This window comes from Pseudomonas jinjuensis, from assembly GCF_900103845.1.
GTDB classification, from domain to species: Bacteria; Pseudomonadota; Gammaproteobacteria; order Pseudomonadales; family Pseudomonadaceae; genus Pseudomonas; species Pseudomonas jinjuensis.
Genome location: NZ_FNIJ01000006.1, coordinates 1 through 21,434, shown reverse-complemented (window position 1 = coordinate 21,434; position 21,434 = coordinate 1). Strand labels below are relative to the sequence as shown.

The following is a 21,434-nucleotide window of genomic DNA, read 5'->3' as shown; positions in this document are numbered from 1 at the left end:
ACGAACGGAGCTTTGCATGTACATCACCCAAGGGCTGCACCGGCACCTGCAGCAGCGTCCCAGCGCCCGGGCCATTTTCGACCAGGGCCGCAGCCTCAGCTTCGGCCAGCTCGGCGATCGCGTCGCCCGCCTCGCCGGTGCGCTGAAGCGGCTGGGCGTTGCCAGCGGCGACCGCGTGGCGATGCTCTCGCTCAATTCGCAGCGTTACATCGAGTACTACCTGGCGGTGCCCTGGGCCGAAGCCGTGCTCAACCCGGTGAACATCCGCTGGAGCGAGGCGGAGATCGTCTATTCCCTGGACGACTCCGGCACCTCCGTGCTGATCGTCGATGACGCCTTCATCGAGCTCGGTGCTCGGGTGGTGGCGCAGGCGAAAACCGTCCGCACGCTGATCCATGCCGGCGACGGGGATACGCCGCCCGGCATGCTCTCCTACGAGGCACTGATCGAGGCGGCCGTGCCGGTGGAGGACGCGCGCCGTGGCGGCGACTCGCTGCTGGGCATCTTCTACACCGGTGGCACCACCGGCTTTCCCAAGGGCGTGATGCTCACTCACAGCAATATCGGCTTCTCGGCGATGGCTGGCGTGGCCAATGGCGTCTTCGGCGGCGACGAGGTGTTCCTGCACGCGATGCCGATGTTCCACTTGGCCGACTACTGGGCCATGAACGGCCTGTTCATCACTGGCGGCTCGCACGTCGTGCTGCCGTCCTTTGTACCGCAGGTGGTGCTGGAGACAATCGCCCGGGAGCGCGTCACCCAGACCCTCCTGGCGCCGACCATGATCCAGATGCTGCTGGACTGGCGGGACAGCCACCCGGAGGCGACCGTCCTCGACCTCGGCTCGCTGTCCACCATCTGCTACGGCGCCTCGCCGATCACCGCCACCTTGCTAGACCGCGCCCGCCAGGCCTTCCCCGCGGCCGGCTTCTTCCAGGGCTACGGCATGACCGAGCTGGCGCCGCTCGCCACGACGCTCAGCGCCGAATACCACAGTGCCGAGCACCAGCAGAGCGGCAAGATGTACTCGGCCGGACGGCCGGGGGCCTGCGTCGAGGTGCGCATCTTCGATGGCAACGACCGCGAAGTGCCCCGTGGCACCGTCGGCGAGATCGTGGTGCGCGGGCCCAACGTCATGCTCGGCTACTGGAACAAGCCGGAGGCCACCGCCGAAGCCCTGCGCAATGGCTGGATGCACACCGGCGACGGCGGCTACATGGATGACGACGGGTTCGTCTACGTCTGCGACCGGCTCAAGGACATGATCGTCAGCGGTGGCGAGAACGTGTACTCCGCCGAGGTCGAGACCGCCATCGCCAGCCACCCGGCGGTGGCGCAGAGCGCGGTGATCGGCATCCCCTGCGCGCAATGGGGCGAGACGGTGCATGCCGTCATCGTGCTCAAGCCAGAGGCCAGCACCACGGCCGAAGCGATAGTCGCCCACTGCCGCGAACGCATCGCCGGCTACAAGTGCCCGCGCAGCGTGGAGTTCCGCGATGCGTTGCCGCTGTCGGGCGTGGGCAAGGTGCTGAAGACCGAACTGCGCAAGCCGTTCTGGGAAAACCAGCAGCGCGGCATCGCCTGAGTCGCGCTCCTGGAACAAGACAACCAAGAATGATCGAGGAAAACCATGAGCCAGATTCCCGCTACCGATTTCCAGACCATTGCCTTCGAGAAGCCGGCGCCCCACGTCGCACGCATCAGCCTCGACCGGGTGGGAAAGCGCAATGCCCAGGACACCCGCCTGCTCTACGAACTGAACAGCGCCTTCGACTTGGCCAACGGCGACGACGAGGTGAAGGTGATTATCCTCGCGGCGAAAGGCGAGCACTTCTCCGCCGGCCATGACGTAACCGAGGAAAACGCCATGGAAGCCATGGCCGATTACCAGACCGTGGGCACCTGGTGCGGTTTCGGCTGCTGCACCTCTGGCACCGAGGCGCAGATGACCCGGGAAAAGGAAATCTACCTCGGCTTCTCCGAGCGCTGGCGCAACATCGCCAAACCGACCATCGCCCAGGTACAAGGCAAGTGCATCGCCGGCGGCCTGATGCTGGTCTGGCCGTGCGACCTGATAGTCGCCGCCGAGGACGCCCTGTTCATGGACAACACCGTGGCCATGGGCATCTGCGGCGCGGAGTACTTCGTCCACCCTTGGGAGCTGGGCCTGCGCCAGGCCAAGGAATTTCTCTTCACTTCCGGCTGGCTCACCGCCCAGGACGCCTGGCGCATGGGCATGGTCAACCACGTGGTGGCGCCGGAGAAACTGGCTGACTTCACCCTGGCGCTGGCATCGAACATTGCACAGAAGCCGCTGTTCGCGCTGAAGCTGACCAAGGAGGCGCTGAATGCCGCCCAGGATGCCCAGGGCCGCGTCAACGCCATGCAGACCGCCTTCGCCCTGCACCAGGTGTGCCACAGCCACAACCTGATGCGCTTCGGCACGCTGATGGACCCCTCCGGCGCACCGCGCATGACCAGTGCCGCGGCCGCCTCGGGCCAGGTCGGCGCGAAGGACCAATAGGCAGGGTGGGGTGGGGGAGGTCCCCTCTCCATGAGCGGTGGCCGAGCCGGGTCCCGCCTCTAATCTGGTCCCCGGTCGTCCCGACCAACTCACCCTCGGGTTGGCTCTCCGCCTGGAGACGCAGGTCCTTTGGGACCGGCGGCCGGACTGCCTGTAGTGCGTTGTGGTCATCCTTTCCGGGCCTCGCGGCCCGGCTTTTTTTTTGCCAGCAATCAACCATCGGGTGCCAGTCATGAGTTACCAGTCGATTACCTGCGCCAGGGAAGGCGCCGTTGCCGTCATCACCTTGAACCAGCCGAAATCCCTGAATGCGCTCAGCGAAGCCATGCTTCTGGAGGTGCTCGACGCCCTGGCCGAGGTGCGCCGCGACAAGGCGGTACGCGCCTTGTTGCTGACCGCCAACGGCAGGTTGTTCAGCGCTGGTGCCGACCTGGATGCGCTCACCCGGAAGAACGACCTGGGCCTCAGCCGCGGCGAGAACGTCGCCAGGATGATGCGCAACGTGTTCAACAAGGTGACGGCCGAGCTGCGCGAATTGCCGGTGCCGGTCGTGGTCGCGCTCAATGGCGGCGTGGCCGGTGGCGCGGTGGGCATTGCGCTGGCCGGTGATGTCATAGTCGCTGCACGCTCGGCCTACTTCTACCTGCCCTTCGTCACCAAGCTCGGCCTGATTCCTGACCTCGGTGGAACCTGGTTCCTCCAGCGCATGCTGGGCAGCGCACGTGCGCTTGCACTGTCGCTTACCGGCGAGCGCTGGTCGGCGGAACAGGCCGAGCACTGGGGCATGGTCCATGCCTGCGTCGATGACGAGCAATTGCCGGAGACAGCCATGAATCTGGCCCTGCAGCTTTCCCGCCTACCGGCCCATGGCGTGGTTGAGGCGCGCAGGGCGTTCGACGCGGCCAGTCGCAACGACCTGGCGGGCCAGCTCGCCTACGAGGCGGATCGCCAGGGCGAGCTGCTGGATCTGCCGACCTTCGAGGAGGGCGTCCAGGCCTTCTTCGACAAGCGCGAGCCGGAGTTCGCCGGGCGCGATTGAGGCAGGCCGAAGCCGCATCGCCGCCACCCTGCGCTGCGGCATCAGGCCATCGGCCTGAACAGGGCCGGTTCCGCCTGAAACATGAAGACGGGTGTAGAGGTCGATCGACGTGAACCGCAAACTCTCAACACTGTTCGGACCTGCCCGCCTGCTCGACGGCGGAGCCGTGTTCGGCGCCCTGCCTCGTCAGTGCTGGGTCGATTGGCTCAGGCCGGACGACCATAACCGTGTACGGCTGGAGTCCCGGGCACTGCTGGTACAGGAAGCCGGGCGAAACATTCTGGTGCTGGCGGGAAGCGATGCCCTGTTGGCTCCACCGTCACGCACCTGTCGTTGCCAGCCCTATAGGAAGGGGCTGCTCGACGGCCTGCAGGCACTTGGCCTCGGCGAGCGAGATATCCAAGGGGTGGTGCTGACCCATCTGCACGCCTTCCTATCCGCGGAGCTGCAAGCGGCCGTGCACGACGGTGATACGCCACGACTGTTGTTTCCTGCGGCCCGGTACTTTGTCGGCAGGCGCCATTGGATGCGCGCATGCCATCCGCATCCCCGCGACCGGGCTCTGTTCGTTCCACAGCTCCTGGATCACTTGGAGGAAAGCGGCCGTCTAGAACTAATTGAAGGCAGGCAATGCGCCGATTTCGGTACGGACTGGCATTTCCATGTCAGCGACGGTTATACGCCTGGGCAATTGCTGCCTGAAATCGCGATGCCAGGCGGCGCTGTGGTGTTCGCTGGGGATCTAGTGCCGGGCATCCATTGGCTCCGTCTGGATATCACCAGTTCGTTCGATCGCAATCCCGAATACCTAGTCGATGAGAAGGAGCAGTTGCTCGATCATCTCGTGGCTAGCGGCGGACGTCTGGTACTCAGCCGGGACCCTGGCACGGCGATGATCAGAGTGTTACGCGACAGGCAGTCACGCTATCAGCCATACGACCAGCACCCGGCCATCGTGCGCATGGATTGCTAGGCCGGTACGAGGCCGGCCTGGCTTTCGAGTCTATGTCGGCTCGGCTCAGTCGTCTTCCATCTGCTGGCGGGCCGCGATGATCGCTTCGTAGCGCCCGGCCACGCCCAGCTTGGCGTAGATGTTCTTCAGGTTCCACTTGACCGTTTCCAGGCTCAGGTTGAGCGTCTGGGCAATGCGCTTGTTGGACATCGATTGTTCCAGCAATTCGATGATCTGCTGTTCCCGCTTGGTGAGGAGGTTGCTTTCTCCCGCGCTGAGTGCCTGTGCGCCCTGCGGTGTGCCGGAAGGGCTGGGGATCGCCTGCAGGGCTGCGTCGGCCAGGCGCAGGCGGAAGCTCTCCAGCACGGCGTCATCCCGGCAATCCAGGCGCAGCAGCAGCTCGCGCAAGGGTTTCCCTTCATCCAGCAAGGAGCGTATCAGGCCTTTGCGGTAAGCCTGATCGAGAAGCCCACGCAGCAGTTGCATGGCGTCGCTCTCCCGGCCAAGTGCCTCCAGAGCCAGGGCGCGCAGCACACCAGCCTGTGCCTGCCACTGTCCGCGCTGGTAGCGGTCGGCAATCTGTTGGGCGTCGTCGACCAGCTTCAGCGCCTGCTCGGGTTCCTGTCTCGCCAATGTCAGCCGTGCTCGGGAGAGGGTGGCGAGCGCAACGATCTCGGCATCGACTGGCGTCTGCTGGTTCTGATGCTCCTGGGCGAGGCCATCCAGCGCCTTCTGCGGCCCCTCGCTTTGCCGCCAGTCACCATTGCCCAGCAGGATGCGTACTTGCTCGACCAGCATGTTGGCAATACCGCGCGGGCAACCCAGGGCGCGGAAACCGGAGATCTTCCTAGTCAGGTAGTCCAGTGCCCGCTGTGCCCCTTCCTGATGGTATTGCAGGCGTATGTAGCAGACCGCCGTACGAATCATGTAGGTCGGTGTGGAGAAATGCAGCATGCCGAGGCGGTTGGTGATCGCCTCTCGCGCATCGTCGATGCGATCGCCCTCGTAGAGCGCTTCCGCCAGGACCACGGCGCAATTGCAGGCGCTGACCGAACCTTTGCCATGGAACCGTTCAGCGCGGTGCAGCGCGTCGCTGGCCAGACGCTCGGCTTCCAGGATGTCGCCCTCGATGAATGCCGCATGGGCCCCCGTGGCCTGGAAGATCAAGGCGATCTCGTCAGTGCTGGCGTGCAACGGTCGCGTACGTGGCGCGTTGAAGTATTGTCGAGCCCGGTCATGCATCCCCATGTACGCGAGGCACATGAGGTACATGGCGCTGCGTACCTGTTCGTAGAGCGGGTGGGTGAACTGCCGGCCTTCCAGAGTCTCGAGCAAGGCGAAACAGCGGGCCAGGTCGTCGCGCTGCAGTGCGATGGTTGCCCTGACCAGGCTGATGTGCGGCGTCCAGGTCGTGGTCGTCTGGGTTGTTTCGAGCGCGTTAAGCCAGGTTTCCGCCTTGTCGGTCTGCACCAGCAGCAGGCAGCTCCAAGCCCCCATGAGCAGGATACCGGGGTGCTGGGCCAGCCGCTCCAGAGGCACGCTGTCGAGCCAGCGCGTGTACTGATTGAGGTTGCTGACGCTGTGGTAGGAGCCTTGGGAGCGCTCCAGCAATTCGATGAGGACATCCAGGTCTTCGCAGAGGATGGCATGGCGCGCGGCCTCGGCAATCAGGCCGGCGCCCTCGAACCATTGCGCAGCCTTGCGGTGCAGGAGGCCAACATCGACTGGCGAGGCGGCCAGGCGTTGACCGAGGAACTCGGCGAACAAGGGATGCAGCCGGTACCACTGATGCCCACCCTCGTTTCCGGCCGGCAGCACGAACAGGTTCTGCGTCTGGAGCGTTGCAATCAGCTCCGATGCATCAAGCGAGTCCGCCACATGAGCCGCGACGGCCGCATTGAAGCGACGGAGAATCGCGATCTTTTGCAGGAAGTCGATCAGCGCCTGCGGCAGTGGGGCGAGGACTTCCTCGGCCAGATAGTCGGCAAGTCCCGCCTGGTATTGCGGCAAGGGAGTCAGCGCCTGTTTGCGGGGGCTGCCTTTCAGTGCGTTCGCCATCAGTTGCAGTCCGATCGGCCACCCGGCGGCGATGTCGTGAATCGAATGGGCAACATCCAGTTTGACGTCGTCGCCCAGGCAGGCTTTGAGGAATGCCTCTGACTCCCGGAAGCTGAAGCCCAGTTCGGAACTGGCGATCTCGCACACTTCCCCCATGCCGCGGAGCCTGCCCAGCAGGAGGCCAGGCATGTCACGCGAGGCAAGCACAAGGTGAAGGTTGGTGGGAGCCCGGTCGATCAGCAGTTGCATCATCGCAGTGATGCGCGGGTCCCTGGCATGCTGGAAGTCGTCGAGGATCAGGTACAGGCGTGCGCTGACCCGTGCGATGGTATTGATCAGTACCGATGCAAAGGCCCGCGCACCTTCCTGCGTACCGGCCTCGAGCAGTTTGAACAGGTTGTCTTCCAGCGGCAGGCCCGCTTGCAGCAGGGTGCCCAGCAGGTCGGCGCCGAAGAGGCTCAAGGTCTCGTCTTCAGGCGCCAGCGATAGCCAGGCCACATCGGCCCCCTCCCGGATCAGGATTTGCCTCCACTGCGCCAGCAGGGTGGTCTTGCCATAGCCGGCACCGCCGGTCACCAGCACCAGGCGGGCGTTGTGTGCCTTGCCCAGGCGTTCGAGCAGCTGCTCGCGTGGCACCGCATGGCTGCTGATGCGAGGCGGTGCGAACTTGGTGGTGATCAATTGGGGCATCGGGTTCATGAAGCGACACTTGTTGTAATTCGATGAAGGGGGTGATCGCCCGTAGTGGAGTGGGTACACCCCATGCATGGCATGGATGCTGCGCAGGACAGTTATTTACCAATAACCGCTCCGGCATGAAGACTTCAAGAGCTACCTCCAAGCGCAAGGATACTCCCCTGCTCAACCTGTAAGGGTACAAGGTCCCGGTGACCTGGCCACTTCCTGCAATGGGCCAGTGGCCGCTGGTGAGCGTCGCCTGGCGTATCGCGGCGTTCGCTGATGGGTGGGGGTGGGGAATTCACCCCTACTCGAGTGGGGGCGAGCCGCGATCGGCTGGCTACCTTGCCGGACAGTTCCTTACCAATGCAGATCACGCATCGACCGGGTTTGGCGAAAGCCTGCCGCTGTCCGTTGTCGGCAAGGTACTGAAAACCGCGTTACGCAAGCCTTTCTGGCCGATCCGGAGGCACGGTGTCGCGTGACTCCCCGCGTGGCTGCTGCCAGGGGGCGTCCACAGTTCCAGAACGAGGAAGAATGATGAAAAGGCCTGAAGGCAAAGTGGCTCTGGTCACCGGTTCTGGTCGCGGTGTACCTGCTGCGCATAGCCGAATCCGATTATGTCTCCGGGCAGACCCTGGTCTGTGGCGGGGGGCCTTGGGAACTCTGATCACCGTGGCTCGCCGGCTGTTCAGCGCTCTCATTGCAACGGATGCCGTACTGCACTCGGTACTTCGCATGATTCGTACGTCGCCGGAGGTCCGGAGTTTCACGACAACAGCGGCGCCAGGCGCCGCCCACAGGAGCAATGCATGGTTATGAATTTCTCTGGTCAGGTCGCCCTGGTCACTGGCGCGGCAGGCGGCATCGGGCGCTCGACCGCCCAAGCGTTCGCTGCCGAAGGTCTCAAGGTGGTTGTCAGCGATCTCAACGTCGAAGGGGGCGAGGAGACGGTGAGGCTGATCCGGCAGAATGGAGGGGAGGCGGCATTCGTTCGCTGCAATGTGGCGAGCGAAGCCGAGGTGAAGTCGCTGGTGGAACGGACCGTGGGCCTTTACGGCCGACTCGATTACGCCTTCAACAACGCGGGTATCGAGCGGGAAAAGGGACGCATGGCCGACAGCAGCGAGGCCGTGTTCGACTCCATCATGGACGCCAACGTCAAGGGCGTCTGGCTGTGCATGAAGCACCAGCTGCAGCAGATGCTCGCCCAGGGCGGTGGTGCCATCGTCAACACGGCTTCGGTCGCCGGCCTGCAGGGGGTGGTGAAGATGGGTATCTACGCGGCCTCCAAGCATGCGGTGATTGGCCTGACCCGGTCGGCAGCGATTGAGTACGCGAAGAAGGGCATCCGGGTGAATGCCATTTGTCCTGGAGTGATCGACACACCGATGTATCGGCAGATGGCCGAGCACGACCCGCAAATACCGGAGCGGTCCGCCGCCATGCACCCGATTCGTCGCGTGGGGCAGCCCGAAGAGATCGCCGCCGCCGTGCTGTTCCTGTGCAGCGACGGCGCCAGTTTCACCACCGGCCAGGCGCTGGCGGTGGACGGCGGCATGACCGCCGCCTGACCGCGGCGGATGCGACGACCATCGCGTCGGCGATGCCGGCGGAGCAACCGGTGTTCCACTCCATCTGAAGAGACTGTACACAGCATGACAATTTCGTCTCCCATTCCCCCGAATTTCGCCACCGCCCTCGACTTCAGCGGCAAGACCGTGCTGGTGGTCGGTGGCTCCAGCGGTATTGGCAATGGCATCGCCCAGGCCTTCCGCCGCCTCGGTGCCGAGGTACACGTCTGGGGCACACGGGCCGGGGCCGGCGACTACCACCCGGACGAGGGCTCCGACCTGACAGGCCTGCACTACGCCCAGGTGGATGTGTCCACCCAGGCTGCCATCGAGGCCGCCCAGCCCGCCTTTGAGCGTCTCGACGTACTGGTGCTTGCCCAGGGCATCGTCCTCTACAAGCGCGCCGAGTTCGCCATGGAAGGCTTCGACAAGGTGGTGCAGGTCAACCTGGCCAGCCAGATGGCCTGCGCACTGAAGTTCCAGCCGATGCTGCGCGAGAGCCGGGGTTCGGTGGTGACTCTCAGTTCCACCACCGGTTTCCGTTCCGCGCGTGGCAACCCGGCCTATTCGGCCTCCAAGCACGCGGTCGTCGGCCTGACAGCCAGCCTCGGAGAGGCCTGGGCGGGCGAGGGTATCCGCGTCAACGGCATCGCTCCCGGGCTGGTCGAGACCAAGCTGACCAAGGTAACCACCGAGGTCCCGACGCGCCTCGCCGCGTTGCTTGGCCGCATCCCGCTCGGCCGTACCGGGCTTCCCGAGGAAATGGCCGGTGCCGTCGTCTTCCTCGCGTCGCCCTTGGCCTCCTACATCGTCGGACAGACCTTGATCGTCGACGGCGGCCTGACCCTGGCCTGACCCTGATTTTTCTGGAGAACTACCCATGAGCTGGTCTTTTGAAACCGATGCCGAATTCCAGGCGCAACTCGACTGGATCGATGAATTCGTCCGTACCCGCGTCGAGCCCCTCGACCATGTGCTGGACTGCGCCTACGACGTGAAGAACCCAGCCAATATTCGCCTGGTGCGGCCGTTGCAGCAGGAGGTCAAGGCCCGTGGTCTTTGGGCATGTCACCTGGGCCCCGAGCTTGGCGGGCAGGGCTTCGGCCAGGTGAAACTGGGGCTGATGAACGAGATTCTCGGCCGCTCCGATTTCGCACCGATCGTCTTCGGCTGCCAGGCGCCGGACAGTGGCAACGCCGAAATCCTCGCCCACTTCGGCACGCCCGAGCAGAAGAAGCGCTGGCTCGAGCCGTTGCTGGCCGGCGAGATCGTTTCCTGCTTCTCGATGACCGAGCCCCAGGGCGGCGCCGATCCGCAGGTATTCACCACCACCGCGGTGCGTGACGGTGACGAATGGGTGATCAATGGCGAGAAGTGGTTTTCCTCCAGCGCACGCTTCGCGGAGTTCTTCATTGTCATGGCGGTGACCGATCCGGATGCACCGTTGATTTCCGCACAGTCGATGTTCATTGTCCCGGCCGGCACGCCCGGCCTCGAAATCATCCGCGACGTAGGCTTCGCCTCTGAGAAGGTGCCCACCCATGGCTACCTTCGCTACAACAGCGTGCGTGTGCCGGCCGACCACATCCTCGGTGGCGAAGGCCAGGCCTTCGTGGTGGCCCAGACCCGCCTGGGCGGCGGCCGTATCCACCATGCGATGCGCACCATCGGCGAGTGCAAGGCGATCCTCGACATGACCTGCGAGCGTGTGCTCTCGCGGGTGACCAAGGGTGAGCGCCTGGCGAAGAAGCAGCTGGTGCAGGACAAGATCGCCGACAGCTGGATGGAGCTGGAGCAGTTCCGCCTGCTGGTGCTGCGCACGGCCTGGCTGATCGACAAGCACCAGGACTACAAGCGGGTGCGCAAGGATATCGCCGCGGTCAAGGCACTGATGCCCAAGGTGCTTCACGACATCGCGGCACGAGCCCTGCACCTGCATGGTTCGATCGGGGTCTCCGACGAGATGCCGTTCGTGCACAGCGTGATCAACTCCTTCTTCCTCGGCCTCGCCGACGGCCCCACCGAAGTGCATAAGGTCACTGTGGCGCGCGAGGTGCTGGCCGGCTACCAGCCGACGACCGATCTGTTCCCCTCCTATCACCTGCCGCGTCAGCGCGAAAGAGCTCTCGGCCTGTACGGCGATTCCCTCGAAGACTTGCAGGCAGTGCTGTGACCTATCCGATGCAAGAGGGATGAGTGATGAGTGATCTGGCAAACGGCCTGCGCTGGCAGGCACTAGTGGACATTGAACGGCTGATCGGGTGGATGGATGAGCAGGGGCTGGGTGAGGGCCCCATCGTCGGTGCGCAGTCGCTGGCCGGCGGCACCCAGAATCTGCTGTTGCGTTTTCAGCGTGGCGGGCGCGACTTCGTGTTGCGCCGCCCGCCGCTGCATCCGCGGGTCGATGGCAACAGCACCATGCGCCGCGAGATGCGGGTGCTCGCGGCCCTTAAGGACACCGAGGTGCCGCACGCCGGTTTTATCGCCGGCTGTGAAAGCGTTGAGGTACTGGGCTCGGCCTTTTACCTCATGGAACCGGTCGAGGGCTTCAACGCCTGCGCCGAGATGCCGGAACTGCACGCCAGCGATCCTGCCATCCGGCACGCCATGGGTTTGGCATTGGCGGATGGCGCGGCGGCCTTGGGGCGGGTGGATCTGAAGGGCGTTGGCCTGGCCGATCTGGGCAGGCTCGACGGATTCCTCGAGCGTCAGGTACCGCGTTGGAAGGCACAGTTGGACGGTTACGCCGAGTACGCCGGGTGGACCGGCACGGCAGCGCTGGGTGATGTGGCAAGTATCGGCCGCTGGCTGGAGGAGAAGCGGCCGAAGTCGTTCCTGCCGGGGCTGATGCACGGCGACTACCATCTGGCCAATGTCATGTTCCGCAAGGATGGCCCCGCACTGGCCGCGGTCGTCGACTGGGAAATGACCACGGCGGGCGACCCGTTGCTCGATCTGGGTTGGATGCTGGCTACCTGGCCGGACGCCAATGGTGTATCCGCTGGGCCGGCAGCACCCCAACCCTGGGTGGGCTTCCCCAGGGCCGATGAATTGGTAGCCCGGTACGCCAAGGGCAGCCAGCGAGACCTGGACAATGTGCACTGGTACGCCGTGCTGGCCTGCTACAAACTGGGCATCGTTCTGGAAGGTACCCATGCCCGTGCGTGCGCCGGTAAGGCTCCGCGCGAGATTGGCCAGCAACTCCACGCTACCGCGCAAAGGCTGTTCGAGCGCGCCGCGCAGTGGATCGCCGGTCGTCCCTAATGGCAGCAGGACGTGCCATCCCGGTCAGGGACTTTTGCGGGAAGTCGTTGAAAACCGTCAGGTTGCGTAGGACATCGGTTGCAGCGAGCGCCCTAGGTTATGTTAGAAAAATCAGTGAGTTACGAGGTCGACCACTGGCATGGGGTGCGAGGGGTAGAGTGTTAGAATCACTCCGTCCCACCCAAACTCTCGAAGAAGCTCAAGCACTTAGCAGCTTGAGCTTTTTGTTTCAGCGACGTGCGCAAACTTGCTCAAAATGCGCTCAGAACGATTCACTCCGGACCTGGTCGTCAAGGTGTAGTTGGCATTCTTTGCAGTCTTTTCGCTCGGGGGTAACCGGCCAGCTCTTCGGATGAGTAATTCAATTCAAACTCAGCCCGGAGGCAATGGTTATGGCGAAACTAAGCTTCTTCCTGAAAAGCGCTCTGGAGCATACGGCGCTCCTGCGGAGACCTGACCGGTAAGTAGCCCCTGAGCGAGAAATGACGCATCAGAATTAATACCGAATCTTTCCAGGAGGCACACCGTTGGCGACTCCCCCCCTCCGCACCATTCAATAGGCGACTTGGCTGATATCCAGATCGGCTTCAGATGACTTCCATTGGCTCTTCGAAGGAGCTACGCCATCGACAGCGGGAAAATGCCTGCCGGAGCTGTGGAGTCCAGTGTTCACGGAATGGAACTCTGAGAGCTGGCTGATAGGCCTACCAAGGGCTTCGTTGCGGAATTACCGTTGCTTCCGTTGGCGACTGAAGGTCGCATCGCAGGCCAGGTCGTTGACTAGTCTTTTCAATCTCCGCAGTGGAATTGCGGGGCCGCGGTTCGGCTGCAATGGCCAGGATGGCCGATTTCCGGGAAGGTGCTGACCGAAGGTCGTCATCTCTGGCAAACCGTTCATGTGAGGAGAGCTGCCTTGAATGAATCTCCCAGGATCAATGTGTTGGGTATCTCCGGCAGTTTGCGGCGTGGTTCGTTCAACACCGCAGCGCTTCGGGAGGCCAGCAACCTGGCGCCGGCGGGCATGAGAATCGAACTGGCGGATATCACGGAGATCCCCTTGTATGACGAGGATGTCTACGCGAAAGGCTTTCCTCCCGCCGTCGAGCACCTGCGCGAACAGATCCGGGCTGCCGATGCGCTGCTCATCGCCACGCCGGAGTACAACTATTCAGTGCCAGGGGTGCTGAAGAACGCCATCGACTGGGTTTCGCGTCCGCCGGATCAACCATTCGCCGGCAAGCCTGTCGCCCTGATGGGGGCCAGTGCCGGTCGTTTCGGCACGGCAAGGGCGCAGTACCACTTGCGGCAGAGCATGGTCTTCCTGGACATGCGCCCGCTCAACCGGCCCGAACTGATGATCTCCACCGCCCAGAAGGTGTTCGATGACCGGGGCCGCCTCACCGACGAGACGACCCGCGAGTATCTCCGCGGACTGCTCATGGCGCTCCAGGACTGGACCTTGAGTCACCGGAAATAAGCAGCCCCGGAGAAGAGAGACCAAGCGATGAGCACCCACGAAACACAATGCGAACTGTCATCCTCCTACGACTGTCCGTTGAACGATGGCAATCGGTCCATACAGCGAATCGTCGCCCGCGCTGCCGAGATTGGCGGCGGAATCCCGGTCAGCCGGTTGCTCCCCTCACGCCATAGGCGCATGGTCGGCGCCTGGTGTTTCCTCGACCATGCCGGCCCGGCGATCTTCGAATCCGGCGACGGTTTGCGCGTGGGACCACATCCGCATATCGGCCTGCAAACCTTCACCTGGATGATCGAAGGCGAAGTGCTTCACCGCGACAGTCTGGGCAATGCCCAGGTGATCCGTCCTGGCCAGGTGAACCTGATGACCGCCGGTTACGGGATCACCCACACCGAAGAGACCCTGCCAGGCGAGAGCCGTCTGCATGCCGTGCAGTTGTGGATTGCCTTGCCGGCGTCTGAGCGCGAACGAGCGCCGGTGTTCACTCACCATGCCGATCTGCCCCGGTGGCAGTCGGAGGGCTTCGGTTTCACGCTCCTCGCCGGGAGCTTCGAACAGCGCACCTCGCCGGCCGCTACCTTCTCGCCGCTGGTTGGTCTCGATCTGGCGGCGAACGACGCTGCGAGCACCAGGCTGAATCTCGATCCCGGCTTCGAATATTGCGTCCTGCCCCTGATCGGCGAATGGCGGGTGAATGGCACGGCTTTCGCCGCGAACGAACTGGCCTATCTCGGGCGGGGACTGGAGTCGCTCGAGCTGGAAGCTCCCGCCGGGGCAAGGGCCGTCCTGCTCGGTGGCGTGCCGTTCACGGAGGAAATCTTCCTGTGGTGGAACTTCGTGGGGCACAGCAGGGAGGAGATCGCCCTGGCCCAGCGTGAATGGGAGGAGGGGAGTGCGAGGTTCGGCGAGGTGGTCGGATTCGATGGACCGCGTCTGATTGCACCGCCTCTTCCCTGGCGGGCATGAGCCCCTTCGAGAATGGATGCTCGTATCGCCGAGCGACACCTTCTGCTCGTCTTTTGGGATTTGGCCGCCGCTCCGGGCCCGTGAGTACGACGCTCGTGGCAACACCAAGGCCGACGAGTACCGCTCGATAGTTGATTACCCCACCAGCCTGTTCCGAGAAGTTGATGACCCCTCCTTCCGGAGAGGCGCTGCCACTTCGCGCAAGAATCACCGCTTCCGCTACTGCCAGGCCATGGCAAGCCCTTCCCCGGCACACCGGCGACAGCGGAGGCACCGGTTGCGGTCAGTCGCTATATGGGCAGGCAGGGCGAGCGCTTGATCTCCTTCAGCGAGAAACCGGTGTACATCTCCTTGACGTTGCCCAGGGGGCGGATGCGATGCAGGGCGAGTTCGTGGAACGCCGCCATGTCCTTCACGACGACCTGCAGCAGGTAGTCGTAGCGCCCCGAGACGGTGTGGCAGGCCACTACGTTCGGCAGTTTCTGGATGCCCTGTTCGAACTTCTGCATCGCCTCCTCGGAGTGGGAGTCCAGCGTGATGCTGATGAAGGCGAAAAGGCCGAGTCCCAGGGCTTCCTGGTTCAAGGTGGCGTGATAGCCGACGATGACCTCTTCTTCCAGGCGCTTGAGCCGTTTCCAGCAGGCGGGTGGCGACAGGTTGATCCTGGATGCCACCTCCGCGTTGGTCAGCCGGCCATTGATCTGAAGTATTTCCAGGATCGCCCGATCGATGCTGTCCAGTTCTGCCATGCCTTGTCCTCCCGTTGATGGTCCGGTCCGCCTCACCCGCGTCAGCTCTGCGCTTTGGGGGGATTGGATAATTTTATTAACCAGAAACAGGAAAAAACAAAATAAAAGGAAAGAACATTTCCTGATCAAAAAAATAACATTCAGCCACGGCCCGAGCTTTCTCCGCAGCGCTGATGTCCCTTCCACCACGTCTTCGGCACGGAGACAGGCCGCCTCAGCCCAACAAGAACAAGTAGCCCCCGGAGGCAGCTGTGAGCCTATTCAGAACCAAGAACCTCGATGCGATGGTCATGAGCAGCCAGGCACCTGGCGGATTGAAGAAGGTCCTCGGGCCTTTCGATCTGGTGTTGATCGGCATCGGTGCAATCGTCGGTACGGGTATCTTCGTGCTGACCGGAACGGGGGCATTGACCGCCGGTCCCGCCCTGACCATTTCCTTCGTCATCGCCGCCCTGGCCTGTGCCTTCGCCGCGCTCTGCTACGCCGAATTCGCCTCGTCGGTACCCGTTGCCGGCTCCATCTACACCTACAGCTACGCCACCCTGGGCGAACTGGTCGCCTGGATCATCGGCTGGGATCTGATGCTCGAATATGGCCTGGCCAGTTCAGCGGTGTCCGTGGGCTGGTCCGGGTACTTCCAGTCGCTGCTGAGCGGCTTCGGGATTTTCCTGCCGGCTGAACTCACGGCGGCTCCGGGGGCGGTCCCCGGCGTGGAAACCTGGATCAACCTGCCCGCGTTCCTGATCATGATCGGCCTGACCGCCATGCTGTCGTTCGGCATTCGCGAATCGGCGCGGATCAACAACCTGATGGTGGCGATCAAGATCGCCGTGGTCCTGCTGTTCATCGTGGTGGGTGCCAACCATGTGCAGCCGGCCAACTGGCAGCCGTTCGCACCCTACGGCTACAGCGGCATCTTCAGCGCAGCGGCTCTGGTGTTCTTCGCCTTCATCGGATTCGACGCCGTATCGTCGGCGGCCGAAGAGGTCAAACGCCCGGACCGCGACCTGCCCATCGGCATCATCGGTTCGCTGGCGGCCTGCGCCATTCTCTACGTCGCGGTCTCCATGATCATGACGGGGATCGTTCCCTACCGTGAGTTCCTCGGCGTGGACCACCCGGTATCCCTGGCGCTGCAGCGCGCCAACGAAAACTGGTTCGCCGGCTTCATCGACCTGGGTGCCATCCTCGGCATGACCACGGTGATCCTGGTGATGGCCTACGGGCAGACCCGCATCATCTTCGCCATGTCGCGCGATGGTCTGTTGCCCCAGCGCCTGGCCAGCGTTCACCCCAGCTTCGGCACGCCGTTCTTCGCCACCTGGATGGTCGGCATCGTGTTCGGCCTGGTGGCCGCGCTCGTTCCCCTGAGCGTCCTCGCCGAGCTGATCAACATCGGCACCCTGGCTGCCTTCTGCCTCATCGCCGTCGCGGTGATGGTGCTGCGCAAGAACCGTCCGGATCTCCCGCGGGCCTTCCGCTGCCCGGCCGTCCCCGTCGTGCCGCTGCTGGCCATCGGCTTCTGCCTCACGCTGATGACCTTCCTGCAGGCCGCCACCTGGATCGCCTTCGGCGGCTGGCTCCTCATCGGCCTGGCGGTGTATTTCGGCTACGCACGCAAGCGTTCCCTGCTGAACTGACACCCGGCCCGCCCCATCCGAAGCCGCTGGCACGCAGGATGGGGCGGGCGACAGGGATGCGGAAGGGCCGTAACGCCAGGGCTGGGGAAAACGTCAGCTAGCGTACTCGGCAGTCCTCACCCGTGCTGTATCCCCGCCCGCTTCAGCAACTGCTTGCAGCGCTCCGACAGATGCACCACCCGCAGGTGCTTTCCGGCCCTGTCATAGCGTTCCCGCAGAGTCTTCAGCGCGGCGATGGCCGAGTAGTCGACGAAGCTCAGATGCTGGCAGTCCAGGGTGACCTGCGCCGGATCTCCCGCCGGGTCGAACTGTTCGAGGAAGGGCGTGGTCGAGGCGAAGAACAGGGTGCCGTGGATGCGGTACAGCTTGCTGCCGTCGGTTTCCAGGTGGCTGTCGGCGTACAGTTCGCGGGCGTGCTTCCAGGCGAATTCCAGCGCGGCGATGACGATGCCGCAGAGCACCGCCGTCGCCAGGTCGGTGAAGACGGTGATGACGGTCACCGCGATGATGACCAGCACGTCGCTCGGCGGCACCTTGTTGATCACCCGCAGCGAGGCCCAGGCGAAGGTCTGCTGGGCGACCACGAACATCACCCCGACCAGCGCGGCGAGCGGAATGCGTTCGATCAGCGGGGAAAGGAACAGCACGAACAGCAGGATCATCACCCCGGCGACCACACCGGAGAGACGGCCCCGGCCGCCGGAGCTGAGGTTGATCACCGTCTGGCCGATCATGGCGCAGCCGCCCATGCCGCCGAACAGCCCGGAGACCATGTTGGCCGCGCCCAGCGCCACGCACTCGCGATCCGGATAGCCGCGGCTTTCGGTGATCTCGTCGGTGAGGTTCAGGGTCAGCAGGGTTTCCAGCAGGCCGACCATCGCCATGAGCAGCGCATAGGGGGCGATGATGCGCAGGGTGTCCAGGTTCCACGGCACTTCCGGCAGGGTCAGGGCGGGCAGGCCGCCGGCGATGTGCGCCATGTCGCCGAGGGTGCGGGTCGGCAGGCCGAGCAGGTAGACCAGCAGGCCCACGCCGAGGATCGCCACCAGCGCCGGGGGTACGGCGCGGGTCAGGCGCGGCAGCACGTAGACGATGGCCATGGTCAGCGCCACCAGGCCGAGCATCAGGTACAGCGAGGTCCCGCTCAGCCAGGTTTCGCCGGCCCTGAAATGCTCCATCTGGGCCAGCGCGATGATGATCGCCAATCCGTTGACGAAACCGAGCATCACCGGGTACGGCACCATGCGCACCAGCTTGCCGAGGCGCAACAGGCCGAAGGCGATCATGATCAGCCCGCCCAGCAGCACGGTGGCCAGCAGGTACTGCACGCCGTGCTGCACCACCAGCGCGACTATCACCACGGCCATCGAGCCGGCCGCGCCGGAGATCATTCCCGGACGGCCGCCGAACAGGGCGGTGAGGGTGCAGATGATGAAGGCGCCATACAGGCCCATCAGCGGGTTGAGATGGGCGACCAGTGCGAAGGCGATGCACTCCGGGACCAGGGCGAAGGATGTGGTGAGTCCGGCCAGGACATCGGCGCGCAGACGGGCTGGTTTCATGGCTTACCTGAGGTGCTGCTGGGATCGAAAGGGGCGGGAATGGTACGGAAATGCCGGCGGCCGGGCCAGTCATTGCCACCGGTCGCTATCTCTGAACGACAACGGCTCCGGCCCATTCAACAAGATGTCACTCTTCTTTATTAAGAGGCACTCGCCATGAGTATTCAGAATCAGGGGCAGCCGGGCCAGGGGCCCAATCCGGGGCAGCCCGAGCGGACTCCCGGGCAGGGCGAAAGCCCGGGCCGGGGCGATCAGCCGAATCCCGCGCCACACCCGTCGGACAGGCCGGGCGATCCCAACTGGTTGCCGGAACAGGAGCCGCAACCGGGACAGGTTCCTCCTCCGGAGAAATCGCCTGGGCCGCAAGGCGGCAGTCCGATGCAGAAGCCCGACAACGGCCGGGAAGACGATATGGAGCAGCCGCCGGAGTACGAACGGCGGATAGAGGAGTAGGGGGCTGCCCATTCTGAATGGACGTGGAGCGTTGGGGGATGGATTCCGACGCGGGAAAGACGGGGGCCAGAAAATGCCGAAGCCGCCAGGTTCGACTGGCGGCTTCTCGTCGCCATCAGCCGGCTTTCTTGGCCGTTAGCGCTGCAGCTGCAGTCCCACCCAGTGCCGGTCCGCGACGATGCGCGAGGCCTTCATGGGCATGCTCCTGCACGGAGCGCCGGTTACCCGGCGGCAGGTGGGACAGGCCGTCCAGCGTTTCCTCGCGCAGGCTGCGGAGCAGGGTATAGCTCATGAACATCATCAGGATGGCGATGGGCAGCGCTACCACGATGCTGGCCATCTGGATGGCCTTGAGGCCGCCCGCCAGCAGAAGGCCGGCGGCAATGGCGCCTTCCAGGATGCACCAGAGCAGCCTGATCCAGCCGGGTGGGTTGGTACTGCCCAGGGCGTTCAGCGTGCAGAGCACCTGGGTTCCCGCGTCGGCGGTGGTGACGAAGTGCACGGCGAGCAGCAGGCAGACGAGGATGGACAAGGCTCCACCGACCGCCGGGCCATCCAGTTTCTCCAGCAGGGTGAACATGGCGGCGGTGTGATCCTTCCTGGTCGCCTGGAGAACGGCCCCTCCCTCGAACTTGTCCTGTTCCTGGATCTGTTCGCCGCTGGTGATCGCCTGCTGATATTGCTGGCGATCGGTCTGCTCGCTCTTCAGGGCGGAGCCGCCGAAGACGGCCATCCAGAGGATGGTCACCAGCGTGGGCACGAAGAGGGCGCCCGCCACCAGTTCACGGATGGTGCGGCCCTTGGAGATGCGTGCGATGAACAGGCCCACGAACGGACCCCAGGTCATCCACCAGGCCCAGTAGTAGGCGGTCCACCAGTTCTGCCAGTCGCTGTCCTTCTGGGTGTCCATCCACAGGCTCAGGGCCGGCAGGTTCTGCAGATAGTCGCCGGTGGATTCGAACATCAGGTTGAGGATGTAGCGGGTCGGACCGATGGCCAGGACCACCAGCATCAGGGCGAACGACAGGTACATGTTCAGCGTCGAGATCCGCTTCATGCCCTTGGAGAGGCCGGCCAGCAGCGAGAAGGACGCAATGACGGTGACGATCAGGATGATGGTGAGCTGCAGGCCGATGCTGATGGGCAGGCCGAATATCTGATGAAGCCCGGTATTGATCTGCGCGACGCCCAGGCCCAGCGACTGGGAAACGCCGAAGGCGGTGATGGCCACGCCCATGATGTCGACGATATGGCCGATCCAGCCATAGATGCGGTCGCCGATGAGCGGGTAGAGCAGTGAGCGAAGCGCCAGCGGCAGGCCCTTGCGATAGGCGAAGTAGGCCAGGCTCAGGCCGATCAGGGCGAAGATCGCCCACGGATGGAAGCCCCAGTGGAACAGGGTGATGCGCATCGCCATGCTGGCGGATTCATCGGTCAGCCCGGTGGAAAACGGGTTGCTGGCGTAGTGCAGCATCGGCTCGGCGACGGACCAGAAGATCAGGCCGATGCCCATGCCGGCGCTGAACAGCATGGCGATCCAGGAAGCGAAGCTGAACTCGGGCTCGTCGTGGTCGGCGCCCAGCTTCAGGTGCCCGAACCGGCTGGTGGTGATGTACAGCAGAAGGCACAGGATCCCGCTTGTCAGCGCCAGGTAGTACCACTTGAAGTTGTTGAGGATGAATGTCGAGGCCGATTCGAAGGTCTTCGCGGCTTGTTCGTCCGTGAACGCGCAGAACAGTACGAACAGGATCACGGTGGCTATCGAGGTGAGGGTTACATGAGGGTTGAGGCCTTTCAACAGGCCTGATTCTGCGCGCATTGTGTCCCCTTTTGTTTTTGTACAAGGGTGGACGGCCTTGCTGAGGCGAGCGAGGGCCGGGCATGGTGTCTCCTTGAGAAACCGTTCCACCATTGGATGAACTCAGATCGATGCCCTGAGATGTGGCAACAAGATGTTGGAAGCCGACCGGTCGCCAACTCATCCTCATCAAATCATCACCGGAACGCATAGATACAGAGGTGCGTGTGCCGCTGCATATCCAATTGCGGCTGCGTCCTGCCAAGGAGCGCCGGTTGGGCTGAATGAGCGTTTGTTCGGTCGTGCAGGCGTATCCCTGGTTTGAGAATTTTCAAAAAAGTCGTTGACGGGAATTTCCAGGTCCCTATAATGCGCCCCACTCCAGTCGACGACGCCGACGAAGTTCTTGAAAATCAAGCACTTAAGCGTGGTGAGGTGGTTGGAGTGGTGGTTGGCGACGATCATCGAGGTGCTTGACAGTGAAACTGATTGCTGTAGAATGCGCCTCCCGCTGATGCGAAGGTCTCGACCTTCACGGAAGCGCAAGCGATTGAGTAGAAACGAAAATTTCGAAAATAACGCTTGACGGAAAGAGAGGTTAGCGTAGAATGCGCGCCTCGGTTGAAGCGAAGGCCTCAACCAACTGCTCTTTAACAAGTCGAATCAAGCAATTCGTGTGGGTGCTTGTGAGATAAGA

General features: G+C 63.6%; 16 protein-coding genes. 11 read left to right on the top strand and 5 right to left on the bottom strand.

Features of this window, described 5'->3' with window-relative positions:
* Positions 1–16: 16 nt before the first annotated feature.
* From BLR75_RS09730 to BLR75_RS09715, 4 genes are all read left to right on the top strand, one after another.
* On the top strand, positions 17–1,585 hold the full coding sequence (locus BLR75_RS09730; protein WP_084310697.1) for a long-chain-fatty-acid--CoA ligase: 1,569 nt from the start codon (positions 17–19) through the stop codon (positions 1,583–1,585).
* A gap of 45 nt (positions 1,586–1,630) precedes the next feature.
* Complete coding sequence (locus tag BLR75_RS09725; RefSeq protein WP_084310696.1) at positions 1,631–2,524, top strand: enoyl-CoA hydratase; 894 nt, start codon at positions 1,631–1,633, stop codon at positions 2,522–2,524.
* 232 nt (positions 2,525–2,756) lie between these two features.
* Positions 2,757–3,563, top strand: a complete 807-nt coding sequence (locus tag BLR75_RS09720; RefSeq protein WP_084310695.1) for an enoyl-CoA hydratase-related protein — start codon at positions 2,757–2,759, stop codon at positions 3,561–3,563.
* Between the two features lie 109 nt (positions 3,564–3,672).
* Complete coding sequence (locus tag BLR75_RS09715) at positions 3,673–4,536, top strand: MBL fold metallo-hydrolase (RefSeq protein ID WP_084310694.1); 864 nt, start codon at positions 3,673–3,675, stop codon at positions 4,534–4,536.
* 45 nt (positions 4,537–4,581) lie between these two features.
* Here the strand turns inward: BLR75_RS09715 and BLR75_RS09710 are convergent, their stop codons facing one another.
* Positions 4,582–7,272, bottom strand: coding sequence for a winged helix-turn-helix domain-containing protein (locus tag BLR75_RS09710; protein ID WP_169720225.1), 2,691 nt, complete (start codon positions 7,270–7,272; stop codon positions 4,582–4,584).
* A gap of 791 nt (positions 7,273–8,063) precedes the next feature.
* Between BLR75_RS09710 and BLR75_RS09705 the strand changes: the two genes are divergently transcribed.
* From BLR75_RS09705 to BLR75_RS09680, 6 genes are all read left to right on the top strand, one after another.
* Entirely contained in the window at positions 8,064–8,825 is a 762-nt protein-coding gene (locus BLR75_RS09705) for an SDR family oxidoreductase (RefSeq protein WP_084310692.1), read from the top strand.
* Between the two features lie 84 nt (positions 8,826–8,909).
* Complete coding sequence (locus BLR75_RS09700; RefSeq protein WP_084310691.1) at positions 8,910–9,680, top strand: SDR family NAD(P)-dependent oxidoreductase; 771 nt, start codon at positions 8,910–8,912, stop codon at positions 9,678–9,680.
* Positions 9,681–9,705: 25 nt separating this feature from the next.
* Entirely contained in the window at positions 9,706–10,998 is a 1,293-nt protein-coding gene (locus BLR75_RS09695) for an acyl-CoA dehydrogenase family protein (protein ID WP_084310690.1), read from the top strand.
* 26 nt (positions 10,999–11,024) lie between these two features.
* Complete coding sequence (locus tag BLR75_RS09690; protein ID WP_084310689.1) at positions 11,025–12,089, top strand: phosphotransferase family protein; 1,065 nt, start codon at positions 11,025–11,027, stop codon at positions 12,087–12,089.
* 913 nt (positions 12,090–13,002) lie between these two features.
* Positions 13,003–13,566: an NADPH-dependent FMN reductase gene (locus tag BLR75_RS09685; protein WP_084310688.1), complete on the top strand. Its 564-nt coding sequence runs from the start codon at positions 13,003–13,005 to the stop codon at positions 13,564–13,566.
* A gap of 27 nt (positions 13,567–13,593) precedes the next feature.
* Entirely contained in the window at positions 13,594–14,535 is a 942-nt protein-coding gene (locus BLR75_RS09680) for a pirin family protein (protein WP_084310687.1), read from the top strand.
* Positions 14,536–14,825: 290 nt separating this feature from the next.
* On the opposite strand, the gene BLR75_RS09675 is transcribed toward BLR75_RS09680, so the two are convergent.
* On the bottom strand, positions 14,826–15,284 hold the full coding sequence (locus tag BLR75_RS09675; RefSeq protein WP_084310686.1) for an Lrp/AsnC family transcriptional regulator: 459 nt from the start codon (positions 15,282–15,284) through the stop codon (positions 14,826–14,828).
* A 251-nt stretch (positions 15,285–15,535) separates the two neighbouring features.
* Between BLR75_RS09675 and bcaP the strand changes: the two genes are divergently transcribed.
* Positions 15,536–16,924 carry a branched-chain amino acid transporter BcaP gene (bcaP, locus tag BLR75_RS09670; RefSeq protein ID WP_084310685.1) on the top strand — a complete coding sequence of 463 codons (1,389 nt, stop codon included), beginning with the start codon at positions 15,536–15,538 and terminating at the stop codon, positions 16,922–16,924.
* 116 nt (positions 16,925–17,040) lie between these two features.
* Here the strand turns inward: bcaP and BLR75_RS09665 are convergent, their stop codons facing one another.
* The 3 genes from BLR75_RS09665 to BLR75_RS26460 all read right to left on the bottom strand — a co-directional run bounded on the left by BLR75_RS09665 (position 17,041) and on the right by BLR75_RS26460 (position 21,202).
* Entirely contained in the window at positions 17,041–18,486 is a 1,446-nt protein-coding gene (locus BLR75_RS09665) for a SulP family inorganic anion transporter (protein ID WP_084310684.1), read from the bottom strand.
* Between the two features lie 568 nt (positions 18,487–19,054).
* The gene (locus BLR75_RS09655; protein ID WP_084310682.1) at positions 19,055–20,758 is read right to left on the bottom strand and encodes a BCCT family transporter; all 1,704 of its coding nucleotides are present in this window, start codon (positions 20,756–20,758) and stop codon (positions 19,055–19,057) included.
* Positions 20,759–20,926: 168 nt separating this feature from the next.
* Positions 20,927–21,202, bottom strand: coding sequence for a hypothetical protein (locus tag BLR75_RS26460; protein ID WP_139207011.1), 276 nt, complete (start codon positions 21,200–21,202; stop codon positions 20,927–20,929).
* Positions 21,203–21,434: the final 232 nt, after the last annotated feature.